Here is a 16,108-nt window from a genome sequence, read left to right as displayed (position 1 = left end):
CGCAGCGCGCCACCTGACCCTCATTCGCGGGACAGCCGTCCCCCCGAATGCACGCCCGGCTGGTACTTCGGCAGCCGGGCGGTGATCTTCATGCCCGCCCCGACCGCGGTCTCGATGACGAGGCCGTGGTCGTCGCCGTAGACCTGGCGGAGCCGGTCGTCGACGTTGGACAGCCCGATGCCGCCCGAGGGGCTGACGTCGCCGGAGAGGATGCGGCGCAGCAGTTCGGGGTCCATGCCGACGCCGTCGTCCTCGATGACGACCAGGGCCTCGGCTCCCGCGTCCTGGGCGGTGATGCTGATGTGGCTCTTGCCTGCGGCAGTCACAGTCCTGCCCTCCAGGCCGTGCTTGACGGCGTTCTCCACCAGGGGTTGCAGGCAGAGGAAGGGCAGCGTGACCGGCAGGACCTCGGGGGCGATCTGGAGGGTGACGGAGAGGCGGTCGCCGAAGCGGGCCCTCACGAGCGCCAAGTAGTGGTCGATGGCGTGGAGTTCGTCGGCGAGGGTGGTGAAGTCGCCGTGTCTGCGGAACGAGTAGCGGGTGAAGTCGGCGAATTCCAGGAGGAGTTCGCGGGCGCGCTCGGGGTCGGTGCGGACGAACGAGGCGATGACCGCGAGCGAGTTGAAGATGAAGTGCGGGGAGATCTGGGCGCGCAGGGCCTTGATCTCGGCCTCGATGAGACGGGTGCGGGACTGGTCCAGGTCGGCCAGCTCCAGCTGTACGGAGACCCAGCGGGCGACCTCTCCGGCGGCCCGGACGAGGACGGCGGATTCGCGGGGCGCGCAGGCGACGAGGGCGCCGTGGACGCGGTCGTCGACGGTGAGGGGGGCGACGACGGCCCAGCGCAGCGGGCAGTCCTGTTCCTCGCACGTCAGCCGGAAGGCCTCGCCGCGGCCGGTCTCCAGGGGGGCGCCGAGCCGTTCCGTGATCTCGGCGCGGTGGTGCTCGCCCACGCCGTCCCAGGCTAGGACCGAGTCGTGGTCGGTGAGGCACAGCGCGTCCGTGCCGAGCAGGCTGCGCAGCCGCCTGGCGGACTTGCGGGCCGTCTCCTCGGTGAGGCCCGCGCGGAGCGGGGGTGCGGCGAGCGAGGCGGTGTGCAGGGTCTGGAAGGTGGCGTGCTCGACGGGGGTGCCGAGCCCGCCGAGCGCCCGTGGCCGGGCGGTACGGCGGCCGAGCCAGAAACCGGCCGCGAGCAGCGGCAGCACGGCCACGACCAGCCCGGCGACGAATCCGTTCATCTCACCGCTCACCGCCTCCACGCCTCGATCTCCTTCTCGTCGACGGCGGCCCGCACCTGACCGCCGGCCAGTTCCTCCGGCAGATGGAACCGCGCCAGGACGGCCGCCGTCCCCGCCGGCACCTTTCCGGGCGTGGCCAGCGACACCAGCACCATCGTCAGAAACGCCAGCGGCACCGACCAGAGTGCGGGCCAGGCGAGCAGCGCGTGCAGCGTGCCGCCCCCGGGATATCCGGCCATGGTCGCCGCGACCGCGACCAGCGCCGATCCGCCGCCGATCAGCATCCCGGCGGCCGCGCCCGGCGGGGTCAGCCGCCGCCACCAGATGCCGAGCACGAGCAGCGGGCAGAACGACGAGGCGGACACGGCGAAGGCGAGTCCGACCGCGTCGGCCACCGGCAGCCCGCCCACCAGCACGCTCGCGGCGAGCGGTACGGCCATGGCGAGCACCGTGCCGAGCCGGAAGTGCCGTACCCCGCGCGCGGGCAGCACGTCCTGTGTGACGACGCCCGCCACGGCCATGGTCAGCCCGGACGCGGTGGACAGGAACGCCGCGAACGCCCCGCCCGCCACCAGCGCGCCCAGCAGGTCTCCGCCGAGCCCGCCGATCATCCGGTCGGGCAGGAGCAGCACGGCCGCGTCGGCGTCGCCGGTGAGGGTGAGCTCGGGGGCGTACAGCCGCCCCAGGGCGCCGTAGACGGGCGGGAGGAGGTAGAAGGCGCCGATCAGCCCCAGGACGACCACGGTGGTGCGGCGGGCGGCGACGCCGTGCGGGCTGGTGTAGAAGCGGACGACCACGTGGGGCAGGCCCATGGTGCCGAGGAAGGTGGCGAGGATGAGTCCGTACGTGGCGTACAGCGGGCGTTGCTCGCGGCCCTCGGCGAGCGAGGTCGACATGCCGCCGTTGCTGCCGCGGTCGGCCACGGGGACGGGGTCGCCCTCGGCGAAGGTCAGGCGGGTGCCGCGGTCGATGCGGTGGGTGCCCGCGGGCAGGTCGACGCGCTCGTCCTCGTAGGCGCGGCCGTTGACGGTGCCGGTGGCGGTGATGTTCAGCGGGCGGGTGAGCTTGAGGTCGAGGCTGTCGTCGACGCGGACGACCCGCTGTTCGCGGAAGGTCGCCTGTTCGTCGAAGGCGTGCCGCGGCGCGCCGTCGCCCTGCCAGGCGAGGACCAGGAAGAGGGCGGGGACGAGCAGGGCGGTGAGTTTGAGCCAGTACTGGAACGCCTGTACGAAGGTGATGCTGCGCATGCCGCCCGCGGCGACCGTGGCGACCACGACGGCCGCGACGATCACGCCGCCGAGCCAGTCGGGCGCGTCGGTGAGCACGGCCAGGGTCAGCCCCGCGCCCTGGAGCTGGGGCAGCAGGTACAGCCAGCCGACCCCGACCACGAAGGCCCCCGCCAGCCGCCGTACCGCCGGGGAGGCGAGCCGGGCCTCGGCGAAGTCCGGCAGGGTGTACGCGCCCGAGCGGCGCAGGGGGGCGGCGACGAAGAGGAGGAGGACGAGGTAGCCCGCGGTGTAGCCGACCGGGTACCAGAGCATGTCGGGGCCCTGGACGAGCACGAGGCCGGCGATGCCCAGGAAGGAGGCGGCGGACAGGTACTCGCCGCTGATCGCGGCGGCGTTCAGTCTCGGGCCCACCGTGCGGGAGGCGACGTAGAAGTCGGACGTCGTGCGCGAGATGCGCAGGCCGAACGCGCCGACGAACACGGTGGCCACGACGACGAGGGCGACCGCGGGGACGGCGTAGTTCTCGTTCATCGTGCGTTCTCGGTCATCGTGCGCTCTCGTTCATGGGCTCAGCGGTCCTCGACGAGCCGGACGAAGTCCCGCTCGTTGCGTTCGGCGCGCCGGACGTGCCAGCGGGCGAGCAGGACCAGGGGCGGGTAGACGCCGAAGCCGAGGACGGCCCATTCGAGGCCCGAGCTGTCCGGCATCGAGTAGAACACCAGGGGCAGCGGGCCGACGAGCAGCACGAGGACCGCGAACACGCCCACGGCGGAGCGGAGCTGGCTGCGCATGAGGGAGCGGACGTAGGTGTGGCCGAGGGTGGTCTGTTCGTCGATCTCGGTGCGGGGGCGGTAGTAGCCGGACGTGCGGCGGGTGCGCCGGGGCACCCCGGTGACGACGACGCGGCGTTCGCTCGGATCGTGGGGCATGTCCGCCTCCTCAGCTCGTGGTCCGGCGCATCAGCAGGTCACGCAGCTCGCGGGCGTGGCGACGGCTGACCTGGAGTTCGATCTCGCCCACCAGGACGCTCACGGTGCCCGCGTCCAGGCGGAGCTCGCCGATGTGGCGCAGGGCGACGAGGTGGCGGCGGTGGATGCGGACGAAGCCGCGGGAGCGCCAGCGTTCTTCGAGGGTGGACAGCGGGATGCGGATGAGGTGGCTGCCCTGGCCGGTGTGCAGCCGCGCGTAGTCGCCCTGGGCCTCGACGTGGGTGATGTCCTCGACGGCCACGAAGCGGGTCACTCCGCCGAGCTCGACGGGTATGTGGTCCGGGTCGGGTTCGTGCACCGGTATCGGCGGGGTGGAGTCGAGGAGCTCGGCGGCCCGTCGTACGGCCTCGGCGAGGCGCTCTCTGCGGACGGGCTTGAGCACGTAGTCGACGGCCTTGAGGTCGAAGGCCTGGACGGCGAAGCCTTCGTGGGCGGTGACGAACACGACGAGCGGCGGCCGGGCGAAGCCGGTGAGCAGCCGCGCCAGGTCGAGGCCGTCGAGGCCGGGCATATGGATGTCGAGGAAGACGACATCGATCGCCTCGGGGCCGTCGGGGCCGGACTCCAGGGCCCGGTTGATCCGGCGCAGCGCCTCGGTCGCGTCGCTCGCGCCCTCGGCACTGGTGACCCGGGGGTCCGCGTTCAGGAGGTAGAGGAGTTCCTCCAGGGACGGTTTCTCGTCATCGACGGCGAGCGCGCGCAGCATGAACGTGGAGTGTAGGAGCAATTCGCACGCCTGCACATGCGCGGGCGGCGGACACCGTCTCCGGGCGGTCGTCGCTGGATACAGTGCCCGCATGAACAGCAAGTCCGCGATGTTCGACGAGCTCGACCGCAAGATCGTCACGGCTCTGGTGGCGAACGCCAGAACCAGTTTCGCCGAGATCGGCGCGGCCATCGGTCTGTCGTCCACCGCGGTGAAGCGGCGCGTGGACCGGCTGCGTGAGACCGGGGTGATCACCGGGTTCACGGCCACGGTGAAGCCCGCGGCGCTGGGCTGGCGCACAGAGGCGTACGTCGAGGTGTACTGCGAGGGCGCGGCGCCGCCCCGGCGGCTCGCGGAGGTCGTACGGAACCATCCGGAGATCACCGCGGCGATGACGGTGACCGGTGGCGCGGACGCGCTGCTGCATGTGCGGGCCGTCGATGTGGAGCACTTCGAGGAGGTGCTGGAGCGGATCAGGGCGGAGCCGTTCATCCGGAAGACGATCAGCTACATGGTGCTCTCGCACCTGCTGCCCGAGAGCCCCGAGGCGGGGGCCACACACGGCCCCGAGGCGGGGACCGTGCACGACGCACCAACCGTGCGCTGAGCAGCCCCAGCACGCAGGATTCCTGCGCCGACACGCAACGCTCGTCGCTTGTCGCTCCTCTCCCCCGGTTCTTACCTTGGTGTCATCCCTCAGCCCGACACCGCAGGAAGCGGAGGAACCCCTCTGTGCCCGACAGCCGTGTGCCGCGCCCCCGGCGCTTTCTCGTCTGTGAACCCAGACATTTCGCCGTGCAGTACGCGATCAACCCCTGGATGCATCCCGATGTACCCGTCGACGTCGATCTCGCGCAGGACCAGTGGCAGGACCTGATCCGCGCCTACCGCGCCCACGGCCACGCCGTGGACACCGTGGAGCCGGTCGCGGGTCTGCCCGACATGGTCTTCGCGGCGAACTCCGCGCTCGTCCTCGCGGGCCGTGTCTTCGGCTCGCTGTTCCACGCGCCCGAGCGGCGCCCCGAGTCCGTCGCCTACGACACCTGGTTCAAGACCGCCGGGTACGACGTGTACCGGCCCGAATCGGTGTGCGAGGGCGAGGGCGACCTGATCCCGACGGGCCGGTACGTCCTGGCCGGCACCGGATTCCGTACGACGCCCGAGGCGCATCGCGAGGTGCAGGAGTTCTTCGGTGTCCCGGTGATCGGTCTGCGGCTGGTGGACCCGCTGTTCTACCATCTGGACACGGCGCTGTTCGTTCTGGACGAGAACAACGACGAGAACAACATCGCGTACTACCCGGAGGCGTTCTCGCCGGGCAGCCGCGAGGTGCTCGCCCGGCTCTACCCGGACGCGGTGCTCGCCACCCGCGAGGACGCGCTGGCCTTCGGCCTGAACTCGGTGTCCGACGGCCGCCATGTCTTCATCTCACCGCGGGCCGAGGCGCTGGCCGCCGAGCTCGCGCGCCACGGCTACGTTCCCGTCCCCGTCGACCTGTCGGAGTTCCACAAGGCCGGCGGCGGCATCAAGTGCTGCACTCAGGAGATCCGCTCATGACCGCACTCGCCCGCACGCGTTCGTCCGACGACCTGATCCGTGCCGAGGAGCCGGTCCTCGCGCACAACTACCACCCGCTGCCCGTGGTCGTCGCGCGAGCCGAGGGCGCCTGGGTGGAGGACGTGGAGGGCCGCCGCTATCTGGACATGCTGGCCGGCTACTCCGCCCTCAACTTCGGCCACCGACACCCGGCCCTGATCGAGGCCGCGCACCGCCAGCTCGACACGCTCACCCTCACCTCGCGCGCCTTCCACAACGACAAGCTCGCCGAGTTCGCCGAGGGCGTCGCCGAGCTGACCGGCCTGGACATGGTCCTGCCGATGAACACGGGCGCCGAGGCCGTGGAGAGCGCCGTGAAGGTGGCCCGCAAGTGGGCGTACGAGGTGAAGGGCGTGCCCGCCGACCAGGCGACGATCGTGGTGGCGGCCGACAACTTCCACGGCCGTACGACGACCATCGTCAGCTTCTCGACCGACCCGGTGGCCCGCACCGGCTTCGGCCCCTTCACACCGGGCTTCCGCGTGGTCCCGTACAACGACCTGGCCGCGCTGGAGGCGGCGGTCGACGAGACGACGGCCGCCGTGCTGATCGAGCCCGTCCAGGGCGAAGCGGGCGTGATCATCCCCGACGAGGGTTACCTCACCGGCGTCCGCGACCTGACCCGCCGTACGAACTGCCTGTTCATCGCGGACGAGATCCAGTCGGGCCTGGGCCGCACCGGCCGCACGCTGGCCGTGGAGCACGAGGGCGTCCTGCCGGACATGGTGCTCCTCGGCAAGGCCCTCGGCGGCGGCATCGTGCCCGTGTCGGCGGTGGTCGCGCGCCGGGACGTGCTGTCGGTGCTCCACCCCGGCGAGCACGGTTCGACCTTCGGCGGCAACCCGCTGGCCGCGGCGGTCGGCTCGGCGGTGGTCGAGCTGCTGCGCACCGGCGAGTTCCAGCGCCGGGCCACCGAGCTGGGCGTCGTCCTGCGGGGCGGTCTGGAGACGTTGGTGGGCAGGGGGGTCGTCGGCTTCCGGGCGCGCGGGCTGTGGGCAGGCGTCGACATCGACCCGGCGATCGGCACCGGGCGCGAGATCAGCGAGCGCCTCATGGGTGAAGGCATCCTGGTCAAGGACACCCACGGCTCGACGATCCGGCTGGCTCCGCCGCTGACCATCACCGCCGAGGAACTCCAGGGTGCCCTTGGGGCGTTGGAGAAGGTGCTGACGCAGGGGGTCTGAAAGCCGGCGTGTCACCGGCCGAGGGCTGTGTCTACTGGCGTCTACGGGCCGAGCAATGCCATCGGACGACAGAGAGTGACACCTTGGTGGTGACGCCCGACGACGGACGCGCCTAAACTGATCGCTCCCCCGGGGGAACAGAGGAGTGCGCGGTGTTCTACTACCTGCTCAAGTACGTGATTCTCGGACCGCTGCTGAGACTGGTCTTCCGCCCTCGAATAGAGGGCCTCGAACACGTACCGTCGTCGGGCCCGGCCATCGTCGCGGGCAACCATCTGTCGTTCTCGGACCACTTCCTGATGCCCGCCGTCCTCAAACGGCGCATCACCTTCCTCGCGAAGGCCGAGTACTTCACGGGCCCCGGCATCAGAGGGCGCCTGACGGCCGCATTCTTCCGCAGTGCCGGGCAGATCCCGGTCGACCGCTCCGGCAAGGAGGCGGGCCAGGCCGCTATCCGCGAGGGGCTCGGTGTACTGCGCAAGAGCGACCTGCTCGGTATCTATCCCGAGGGCACCCGCTCCCACGACGGCCGCCTCTACAAGGGCAAGGTCGGCGTGGCGGTCATGGCCCTCAAGGCGCAGGTCCCGGTGATCCCCTGCGCGATGATCGGCACGTTCGAGGCGCAGCCGCCGGGCAAGATCATCCCGAACATCCACCCCGTGGTGATCCGCTTCGGCGAGCCTCTCGACTTCTCCCGCTATGCCGGCATGGAGAACGAGAAGGCCGTCCTGCGCGCCATCACCGACGAGATCATGTACGCGATCCTCTCGCTCTCCCAGCAGGAGTACGTCGACAAGTACGCGGCGGTCGCGAAGGCGGAGGACGCCGAGGCGGCGAAGGAGCGCAAGTTCCCTCGGCTGCCGCTGAGTTGAGGCGCGCGATCTGCCGAGAGCAGATCGGGTGGGATCTCGCCGGGTGAGCCCGTACGGTCGCCGCATGAGACGTGCTGTGGTGATCGGAGCGACGGGACAGATCGGCCGCGCCGCCGTGGGCGCGCTGGCGCGGGACGACTGGGAGGTGACGGCCCTCTCGCGGGGCGGCGGACGCGACGAGAGCTGGCCCGACGGGGTACACGTCACACGTGCGGACCGGAGCGACGACGCCGCTCTCGCCGCCGCGATCGGCGACGGCTGTGACGTGCTGGTCGACATGGTCGCCTACGGCCCCGAGCACGCACGGCAGCTGACCGCACTGGCCGACCGGATCGGCTCGGCCGTGGTGATCTCCAGCATCTCGGTGTACGAGGACGACGAGGGCCGCAACTTCGACACCCAGGCGGAGCCGGACGGCTTCCCCGAGTACCCGGTGCCCCTGCGGGAGGACCAGCGGACCGTACGGCCGGGCGAGACCTCCTACAGCACGCGCAAGGCGGGCCTGGAGCGTGAACTCCTCGACGCCGCCGACCAGTTGCCGACGACGTTGCTGCGCGCGGGCGCCATTCACGGGCCGCACTGCCGAACGCCCCGCGAGCTCTACTTCGTGAAGCGCAACCTGGACGGCCGCCGCCGGCGCGTACTCGCCCACGGCGGCGAGAGCCGCTTCCACCCGGCGAGCGTGCACAACATCGCCGAGCTGATCCGCCTGGCCGCCGCGCGACCGGGAACGCGCGCCCTCAACGCCGTCGATCCCGACGCGCCCACGGTCACGGAGATCGCGGCGGCGATCGACGCGGTGATGGGCGTCGAGGCCGAGAACGTCCTCGTCGACGGCCCCGCCCCGTCGCCCACCGTGGGCGACACACCGTGGTCGGTCCCGGTGCCCGTGATCTGTGACATGGCAGCGGCGGAAAGGGAGTTGGGCTACCGCCCGGTGGTCCGGTACGCGGAGTCGCTCCCGGAGACGGTCGAGTGGATCAGCCACCGGCTCGCCGGACGGGACTGGCGGGAGGCGTACGCCAAGATGTTCCAGTTGTACGGCGACCTGTTCGACTACGCGGCGGAGGACGCCTGGCTGGACGGGCGCGGGGTGTGAGCTTGTCGCTGATCAGGTGATCGGGGGCCGGGTGATCGGGGCGATCGGGGTGATCAGGCAGGAGGCTTGAAGGACGCAGGTGCGACAGGGTCTTCTCATTCATCCGCTCCCTCCCTCATACCCTCGCTCCCTCTCTACCGGCCCAGTGACTCCAGAGCCTCGTCCAGCACTCGCCGGAGCCGCAGCGCGTCCTGCGCGAGTGCCGTCACGAGGACGGCGGGCCCGGCGAGCGGGGTGAGCGCGGCACACTCGCCGAAGAGCCGGACCTCGGGCTTCCGCTCCCCGAACTCCGGTCGTACGACGACGAGTTGCCCCAGCGCGCGGTGTCCCGCCAGCACGGCGGGGCCGTCCCAGCCACCCGGTGCCTCTGGCCCGCAGGCCACCTCCTGGTCGAGCAGGGGGCGTCCTCCGAGTCGCACGGTGAGCCGGCTGGTCAGCCGCCCGGGGTCCTCCCCGGCACGCCCGAGGACCTGCTCCTCACGGAACACCAGCCGGGCGCCCGGTGCGAGGTCGACGCGCGAGGAGACGTACAGCTCGCTGCCCTGCGCGGAGATCAACTGCTCGGGCAGCCAGTGCAGTTCGGCTGCGTCGGCCACGGTGAGCCGTACGTCGTACCGGGCCTCGCCCTTGGCCTGCCCCGGCAGGGCGATGGTGGCGGCGGCCGACCCGAAGTGCAGTCGGGCGCCTTCCCCGGCCTGTGCCTCGACGGTGAAGTGGTCACCGCCGAGCGGCCCGCTCATGGCCCCGACGAGCATGACGCGCGCCTCGTCGCCGCTCGCCCTGGTCCGGCGCAGGGCAAGGGGGCCCTCGCCCTCCAGTACGGGCAGGGCCGTGCCGCCCCGTCCGTCTCGCCGGGCCGCGATCCGTGCGGTGGCCCGTACTCCGGCGGTCGTCATGCCGTCCACGCGGTCAGCTGCTCCCGCACCCAGACCGCCACGGCCGTGACCCCCGGCTCACTCCTCAACGACTGGAACACGACCGGCAGTTCGGCCCGCTGTGCCTTGGCGTCCGCGGCCATCCGGCCGAGGTCGGAGCCGACGTACGGGGCGAGGTCGGTCTTGTTGACGACGAGCAGGTCGGCGGTGGTGACACCGGGGCCGCCCTTGCGCGGGATGTCGTCCCCGCCGGCCACGTCGATGACGAAGATCTGCGCGTCCACGAGACCCCTGGAGAAGGTCGCGGTCAGGTTGTCACCGCCGGACTCGACGAGGATGAGGTCGAGGGGGCCCACCTCGTCCTCCAGGTCCTCCACGGCTTCCAGGTTCGCGGAGATGTCGTCCCGGATCGCGGTGTGCGGGCACGCCCCCGTCTCGACCGCGGTGATCCGCTCGGGCGGCAGCACGGCCTCGCGCAGCAGGAACTCGGCGTCCTCGCGGGTGTAGATGTCGTTGGTGACGACGGCCAGGGACAGCTCGTCCCGCAGGGCTTGGCAGAGTGCCGCCACGGTGGCCGTCTTGCCGGAGCCGACGGGGCCGCCGAGGCCGATGCGCAGGGCACGGCGGCCTCCGTCGGCGCGGTGCGCGTCCGCGCTGACGGCCGAAGGGCCGTCGTGGGTGTGGGTGTGGTCGAGGTGCATCTGTGCGGCTCCTGTCTTTCGGCCACGAGGGTCTCCGACCGTGATCCTTCCGACCACGGCCACTTCACTTGGTCACCACCAGTCAGTCTCCGACCGCTGCCGACGTTCTCGCCCTCGCCGCCCCTACCCGTCCCATCCCCGGGGCTCCGCCCCGGACCCCCGGGTGGGTGGGACAGTGCGGGCGAGTGGGTGGTTCATCGGCCTGAACGGCCTCGTCCTCAAGCGCCGGACGGGCTGAGGGTGCCTGGGGTGGGCTGGAAGTGTGCGGCCCGGTGGGTGGTGGGTCGGCCTTGCGGCCTCGTCCCCGGACTGCGGTCTCGTTCTCGAACTGCGGCCTCGTTCTCGAACGCCGGACGGGCTGAGGGGGGTGCGAGGCCCGCTTCCTGACCTACCGAGTCGGGTGGTGGGTGGGTACAGGCCCGGGGGTCCAGGGGGCGGAGCCCCCTGGCGGGGTCGAAGGGGCGGAGCCCCTGGAGGATGGGACGGGTAGGGGCGGCGGGGGCGGAACTCTCCTACGAGGCGAACAGGCGTACAGGCCACGCGGCATGCACCTCCGCACTGATCTCCAGCAACGGCCCCGAAGCCGCAGGCAGCACATCAACGCCACCGTCGACCACTCCCCGAGCCGCCTCGACCGCCTCCCGCACCACGAGGTCCATCTCCGACGCCAACCGCGCCAACACCGCCGTGGCGTCGAACGGATCAAGGCTCAACAACCGCACGGTCGCGGTCGCCGGCCCACTGACGCTCTCGTACACGGAGCAGTACGCGGCGTCAGAGGGCCCGAGCCCGGCGGCCCGGGCGGCCAGCCCGAGCACAACGGGCTGATGCGCCCCCTTGGGGAACTCCCGTGCCAACGCGTCGAGTTCGGCCGAAGGCCACGTCGCCCGGGCCGCCCGCATCAACTGCCGCCCCAGCTTCCGCGCGGCAACGCGCAACGCGGGCGACGGCGTCCGCGCGTCCGCGGCCGCGTCCAGCGACACCGGGTCGATCCCCAGCGCGGCGGCCGCGGCCAGCGAGGCAGCCACCAGCCCCGCCGTATGCAGCCGCCCCCGGCAGAACGACTCCAGCCCCGCCGCCCCAGTGATCCGCCCCGCCTTGACGGCCGCCTCGGCCCCGCCGGAGTGCGCATGCCCCCCGGCGGGAAACCGGCCGTCGGCCAGGACGAGTAGTGCTGCCCGTGACATCAGAACGCCCTCAGAAGAGGAAGTACCGCTGGGCCATGGGCAGTTCGGCGGCAGGCGTGGCCTCGACCAGTTCCCCGTCGATGTGCACGGCGAAGCTGTCGGGGTCGACCTGAACGCGCGGCCGGGCGTCGTTCTCGCGCAGGTCCGCCTTGGTCACCCCCCGCGTCGACTCGATCGCGACGAACCGCTTCCCCAGCCCGAGCCGCTCGGGCAGCCCGTCCTCGATCGCGAGCGGCGCCACGAAGTTGAACGAGTTCGAGGCGGGCGCCCGCCCGATCGCCCCGTACATCGGCCGGGGCAGGATCGGCTGCGGCGTGGGGATGGACGCGTTGGCGTCGCCCATCTGCGCGTACGCGATCTGCCCGCCCTTGACGACGAGGTGCGGCTTGACGCCGAAGAACGCGGGCTCCCACAGCACGAGGTCGGCGAGCTTGCCGGTCTCGACGGAGCCGATCTCCGTCGCCAGGCCCTGCGCGAGCGCCGGGTTGATCGTGTACTTGGCGACGTACCGCCGTACCCGCCGGTTGTCCGCGCGCCCGTCTCCCGGCAGCGCGCCCCGCCGCCGCTTCATGACGTGTGCGGTCTGCCAGGTCCGCATGATGACCTCGCCGACCCGGCCCATGGCCTGCGAGTCGGAGGAGATGATCGAGATGGCGCCGAGGTCGTGGAGGATGTCCTCGGCCCCGATGGTGGACGGCCGGATGCGGGACTCGGCGAAGGCGAGGTCCTCGGGGACGGCCGCGTTGAGGTGGTGGCAGACCATCAGCATGTCGAGGTGTTCCTCGGCGGTGTTGACGGTGTAGGGCCGGGTCGGGTTGGTGGAGCTGGGCAGGACGTGCGGCTCGGAGACCACGGTCATGATGTCGGGCGCGTGCCCACCTCCGGCGCCCTCGGTGTGGTACGCGTGGATGCCGCGCCCGCCTATCGCGGCGAGCGTGTCGCCCACGAAACCGGCCTCGTTGAGGGTGTCCGTGTGGATGGCGATCTGGACACCGGTCCGGTCGGCGACCGTCAGGGCGGCGTCGATGACAGCGGGGGTCGAGCCCCAGTCCTCGTGCAGCTTCAGGCCGAGCGCGCCGCCGCGGATCTGCGACAGCATCGCCTCGTGCGAGACGGTATTGCCCTTGCCGAGCAGACCGAAGTTGAGCGGGTACTGCTCCATCGCCTCCAGCATCCGCGCAAGATGCCAGGGGCCGGGGGTGACGGTCGTCGCCTTGGAGCCCTCGGCCGGGCCGGTGCCGCCGCCGACGAGCGTCGTGATGCCGGAGGCGAGGGCCTCGTCCGCGATCTGCGGGCAGATCAGGTGCACGTGCGCGTCGATGGCGCCGGCCGTCACGATCCGCCCGTTGCCCGCGATGACCTCGGTCTCCGGACCGATGACGAGGTCCGGGTGCACCCCGTCCATCGTGTCGGGGTTGCCCGCCTTGCCGATCCCGGTGATCCGGCCGTCGCGGATGCCGATGTCGGCCTTGACGATGCCCCAGTGGTCGACGATGACGGCGCCCGTGATGACCGTGTCCGGGGTGCCGTCTGCGCGCGTAGCACGCGCCTGCCCCATGGATTCGCGGATGACCTTGCCCCCGCCGAACACGGCCTCGTCACCGGCGAGTCCCGGCCCGCCGGAACGGTCCTCCTCGATCTCGATCAGCAGATCGGTGTCGGCGAGCCGGATGCGGTCGCCGGTGGTGGGACCGAACAGGTCGGCGTACGCGGCACGCGATATCTCAGGCATCGAGAGCACCTCCGGTCTCCCCGCGCAGGCCGGGCACCACGCGGGCGCCGGTGAGCGGTACGAGTTCGACGTCGACGGGGATCCCGGGCTCGAAGCGCACGGCGGTGCCGGCGGCGACGTTCAGCCGCTTGCCGCGCGCGGCGGCGCGGTCGAACTCCAGGCCGGGGTTGGCCTCGGCGAAGTGGTAGTGGGAGCCGACCTGGACGGGCCGGTCGGCGGCGTTGAGGACGGTGAGCCGGATGACCTCACGGCCTTCGTTGTAGGCGATCGGCCCGTCGGCGAAAAGGATCTCTCCGGGAATCATGGCTGGCCCTCCCCCGTCAGACGATCGGGTCGTGGACGGTGACGAGCTTGGTGCCGTCCGGGAAGGTCGCCTCGACCTGGACGTCGTGAATCATCTCGGGGATGCCCTCCATGACGTCGTCCCGGGTGAGCAACTTCCGCCCGGACGCCATGAGTTCGGCCACGGTACGACCGTCGCGCGCGCCTTCGAGGATGTGCGCCGTGATGAGGGCGACGGCCTCCGGGTGGTTCAGCTTCAGCCCGCGCGCCCGGCGCTTCTCGGCCACGTCGGCGGCCACATGGATCAGCAGCCTCTCCTGCTCGTGCGGGGTCAGTTGCACGGCGTCCCACCTCATATCCTCGCTCCGGACCGTGCGGGGTCCGGTTGCCGCGGCCACCGGGCAAATCCCTGGTGGCGTGGGCGCAGGCTAATTGGGCGGCGTTTCGGTGACGTTAACCGCGCTGTGATCCGGCGGCGGGCGCGTCGGAGCCCGTCATGCTCATCAGCCCCTGAAGTCCCTCCCTGAGCGCTGTCACGGGTACGGGGGCGAAGAGCGCCCGCTGCGCGATGTACCCCTGGGCCAGCGCGATCATGGTCCGCGCGACGCTCTCGGCCGGTACGTCGTCCCGCATCATGCCCGCGTCCTGGTAGCCCTGGACGACCTTGACCCAGGCCGCGCGCACCGCGTCGTACCCCTTGTCCACAAGTGCCGAGAGCTCTTCGTTGCGCAGGGTCTCCGCCCACACCTGGACGACCAGGCCGGGGAAGGCCGTACCCCCGTCGGGAGCCCAGGCGGCGTGCGCGCCGAGCATCTCGTCCAGGACGGACGTCACCAGCACGTCGGGCGGCGGGGGCGGGCTCTGCCGGGCCGCGCCTTCGAACTTCGCCCGGATCTCTCCCAGCACCTCGGTGACGATCGCGGCGATGAGCTGCTCCTTGCCGCTGAAGTAGCGGTAGACGGCTCCCGCCGAGAGGTCGGCCTCCTTCAGCACGTCCTGCATCGACGTGGCGTGGAACCCGTTGCGGGCGAAGCAGCGGGCGGCGGCGTCGAGGATCTGGCGGCGCCGGGCGTCGAGGCGTTCCTGGGATACACGGGGCATGGCAACCAACCTAAAACGAACGTTCCTTCTTGACAAGGCGGCACGGTCGCAGGATGGTGAGGGAGTAAGTAAAACGAACGATCCTTCTTTTAGCGCTCACCTTCGGCGTCCGGCCCCCGGGCTGCCCCGACCCGACCGAGGAAGACCATGACCACCACATCCGCTACGCCCGCCGCGGCTCGCTCACCACTCCCCCAAGGCCGCCGCATGATCGCGGTCATCCTGCTGATCCCGACCGTCGTGGCCCTCGCGCTCTGGGCCTTCACCTGGCCGGCCGCACGCACCGCACCCCGCGACCTGCCGCTCGGTGTGGCGGGGCCCGCGGCGGCGACCGCGCAGGTGCAGCAGCAGCTGGAGCGCCAGGAGGGCGCCTTCGAGATCCATCACTACGACGACGAGGCCGCCGCCCGGGAGGCGATCGAGGACCGGACCGTATACGGAGCGGTCGTCGTCACCCAGCAGGGACCGGAGCTGCTGACCGCCTCGGCGGCGAGTCCGCTCGTGGCCCAGCTGTTGCAGCAGGCCGTGGCCGAGCAAGCCCCTGAGGGGACCTCGGTCACGACCACCGACGTGGTACCCGCCGCCGCCAACGATCCGCGGGGCACCGCCTTCGGCGCGAGCGTGCTGCCGTTGGCGCTGGCCGGGGTCGCCGCCGGGTCCGCGGTCACCCTCCTGGGGCTGCGCGGGACGGCGGCGGCCGGTGCCCTCGTCGGTGCCGCGGCCCTGGTCGGCGTGGTCGGCGCCGCGCTCGCGCACAGCTGGCTGGGCGTGCTCGACGGCAACTGGTGGGCCGAGGCCGGGGTACTGAGCCTCTCGACGCTGGCGGTGAGCGCCGCCGTCGCCGGTCTGGCCGCTCTGGTCGGACAGGCCGGCATCGGACTGGGCGCCCTGCTGGTCGTCTTCTTCGGCAACCCGTTCTCCGGCGTCTCCACCAGCCCTCACATGCTCCCCGAGCCGGTCGGCACGATCGGCCAGTGGCTCCCGCCGGGCGCCGGCGCGAACCTCCTGCGCTCCGTCTCCTTCTTCGACGGCGCCGCCGCCACCGGCCCCGCCCTCACCCTGACCTGGTGGGCCGCACTCGGCCTGGGCGCGGTACTCCTGGGCAACATGCTCAAGCAGCGCGGAGGGGCTGCCGCCCGGTCAGCGGAACGGGAGCCGGCCCTGGTGAACTGAGCGGGGCGTCCGGCCCCGGGGCCCGACTGAGGGCCCACCCGGGCCGGGCCAGCGCCCGCGCGGGGCCCTGACCGGAGCCCGGTCAGGGCCCCGCGCGGGTGCCTGACTGAGGGCCCACCCGGGGCCGGGCTTGAGCCCGAGCAG

17 protein-coding genes are annotated in these 16,108 nt (G+C 71.8%); 6 read left to right on the top strand and 11 right to left on the bottom strand.

Annotation, left to right across the window (positions count from 1 at the left end; genetic code table 11):
- Positions 1 to 20: 20 nt before the first annotated feature.
- The 4 genes from ACWD3C_RS05020 to ACWD3C_RS05005 are packed head-to-tail and all read right to left on the bottom strand — an operon-like array spanning position 21 to position 4,162.
- Complete coding sequence (locus tag ACWD3C_RS05020) at positions 21 to 1,238, bottom strand: sensor histidine kinase (protein ID WP_451140418.1); 1,218 nt, start codon at positions 1,236 to 1,238, stop codon at positions 21 to 23.
- Between the two features lie 8 nt (positions 1,239 to 1,246).
- The gene (locus tag ACWD3C_RS05015; protein ID WP_451140162.1) at positions 1,247 to 2,998 is read right to left on the bottom strand and encodes a sodium/solute symporter; all 1,752 of its coding nucleotides are present in this window, start codon (positions 2,996 to 2,998) and stop codon (positions 1,247 to 1,249) included.
- Positions 2,999 to 3,036: 38 nt separating this feature from the next.
- Positions 3,037 to 3,396, bottom strand: coding sequence for a hypothetical protein (locus ACWD3C_RS05010; RefSeq protein ID WP_451140160.1), 360 nt, complete (start codon positions 3,394 to 3,396; stop codon positions 3,037 to 3,039).
- Positions 3,397 to 3,406: 10 nt separating this feature from the next.
- The gene (locus tag ACWD3C_RS05005) at positions 3,407 to 4,162 is read right to left on the bottom strand and encodes a LytR/AlgR family response regulator transcription factor (protein WP_451140158.1); all 756 of its coding nucleotides are present in this window, start codon (positions 4,160 to 4,162) and stop codon (positions 3,407 to 3,409) included.
- Between the two features lie 91 nt (positions 4,163 to 4,253).
- On the opposite strand from ACWD3C_RS05005, the gene ACWD3C_RS05000 reads away from it, so the two are divergent.
- The 5 genes from ACWD3C_RS05000 (at position 4,254) to ACWD3C_RS04980 (ending at position 8,913) form a co-directional block, all read left to right on the top strand.
- The gene (locus tag ACWD3C_RS05000; protein WP_451140156.1) at positions 4,254 to 4,769 is read left to right on the top strand and encodes an Lrp/AsnC family transcriptional regulator; all 516 of its coding nucleotides are present in this window, start codon (positions 4,254 to 4,256) and stop codon (positions 4,767 to 4,769) included.
- A 125-nt stretch (positions 4,770 to 4,894) separates the two neighbouring features.
- On the top strand, positions 4,895 to 5,719 hold the full coding sequence (gene ddaH / locus ACWD3C_RS04995; protein WP_451140154.1) for a dimethylargininase: 825 nt from the start codon (positions 4,895 to 4,897) through the stop codon (positions 5,717 to 5,719).
- Positions 5,716 to 6,942, top strand: a complete 1,227-nt coding sequence (gene rocD / locus ACWD3C_RS04990; RefSeq protein WP_451140152.1) for an ornithine--oxo-acid transaminase — start codon at positions 5,716 to 5,718, stop codon at positions 6,940 to 6,942. Before ddaH ends, rocD begins: the two co-directional genes overlap by 4 nt.
- A 152-nt stretch (positions 6,943 to 7,094) precedes the next feature.
- Complete coding sequence (locus ACWD3C_RS04985) at positions 7,095 to 7,814, top strand: lysophospholipid acyltransferase family protein (RefSeq protein ID WP_451140150.1); 720 nt, start codon at positions 7,095 to 7,097, stop codon at positions 7,812 to 7,814.
- Between the two features lie 76 nt (positions 7,815 to 7,890).
- Entirely contained in the window at positions 7,891 to 8,913 is a 1,023-nt protein-coding gene (locus ACWD3C_RS04980; RefSeq protein WP_451140416.1) for an NAD-dependent epimerase/dehydratase family protein, read from the top strand.
- 134 nt (positions 8,914 to 9,047) lie between these two features.
- Here ACWD3C_RS04980 and ACWD3C_RS04975 read toward each other — a convergent pair whose 3' ends face one another.
- From ACWD3C_RS04975 to ACWD3C_RS04945, 7 genes are all read right to left on the bottom strand, one after another.
- Positions 9,048 to 9,809, bottom strand: a complete 762-nt coding sequence (locus tag ACWD3C_RS04975; RefSeq protein ID WP_451140414.1) for an urease accessory protein UreD — start codon at positions 9,807 to 9,809, stop codon at positions 9,048 to 9,050.
- Complete coding sequence (gene ureG / locus ACWD3C_RS04970) at positions 9,806 to 10,489, bottom strand: urease accessory protein UreG (protein WP_451140148.1); 684 nt, start codon at positions 10,487 to 10,489, stop codon at positions 9,806 to 9,808. Before ureG ends, ACWD3C_RS04975 begins: the two co-directional genes overlap by 4 nt.
- Positions 10,490 to 11,001: 512 nt before the next feature.
- On the bottom strand, positions 11,002 to 11,676 hold the full coding sequence (locus ACWD3C_RS04965; protein ID WP_451140146.1) for an urease accessory protein UreF: 675 nt from the start codon (positions 11,674 to 11,676) through the stop codon (positions 11,002 to 11,004).
- Positions 11,677 to 11,686: 10 nt separating this feature from the next.
- A complete protein-coding gene (locus ACWD3C_RS04960; protein ID WP_451140144.1) occupies positions 11,687 to 13,408 on the bottom strand; it encodes an urease subunit alpha in 1,722 nt (573 codons plus the stop codon).
- Complete coding sequence (locus tag ACWD3C_RS04955; RefSeq protein ID WP_451140142.1) at positions 13,401 to 13,712, bottom strand: urease subunit beta; 312 nt, start codon at positions 13,710 to 13,712, stop codon at positions 13,401 to 13,403. Before ACWD3C_RS04955 ends, ACWD3C_RS04960 begins: the two co-directional genes overlap by 8 nt.
- A 16-nt stretch (positions 13,713 to 13,728) precedes the next feature.
- Positions 13,729 to 14,031 (bottom strand): urease subunit gamma, encoded by a 303-nt coding sequence (locus tag ACWD3C_RS04950; protein WP_048819736.1) that lies wholly within the window; start codon positions 14,029 to 14,031, stop codon positions 13,729 to 13,731.
- Between the two features lie 112 nt (positions 14,032 to 14,143).
- A complete protein-coding gene (locus ACWD3C_RS04945) occupies positions 14,144 to 14,791 on the bottom strand; it encodes a TetR/AcrR family transcriptional regulator (protein WP_451140140.1) in 648 nt (215 codons plus the stop codon).
- Positions 14,792 to 14,938: 147 nt separating this feature from the next.
- On the opposite strand from ACWD3C_RS04945, the gene ACWD3C_RS04940 reads away from it, so the two are divergent.
- Positions 14,939 to 15,964, top strand: a complete 1,026-nt coding sequence (locus ACWD3C_RS04940) for an ABC transporter permease (RefSeq protein ID WP_451140138.1) — start codon at positions 14,939 to 14,941, stop codon at positions 15,962 to 15,964.
- Positions 15,965 to 16,108: the final 144 nt, after the last annotated feature.

It is taken from the genome of Streptomyces sp. NPDC002845 (assembly GCF_053591955.1).
The sequence above is the reverse complement of the archived record's forward strand: the minus strand, read 5'-3'. Positions and strand labels throughout refer to the sequence as shown.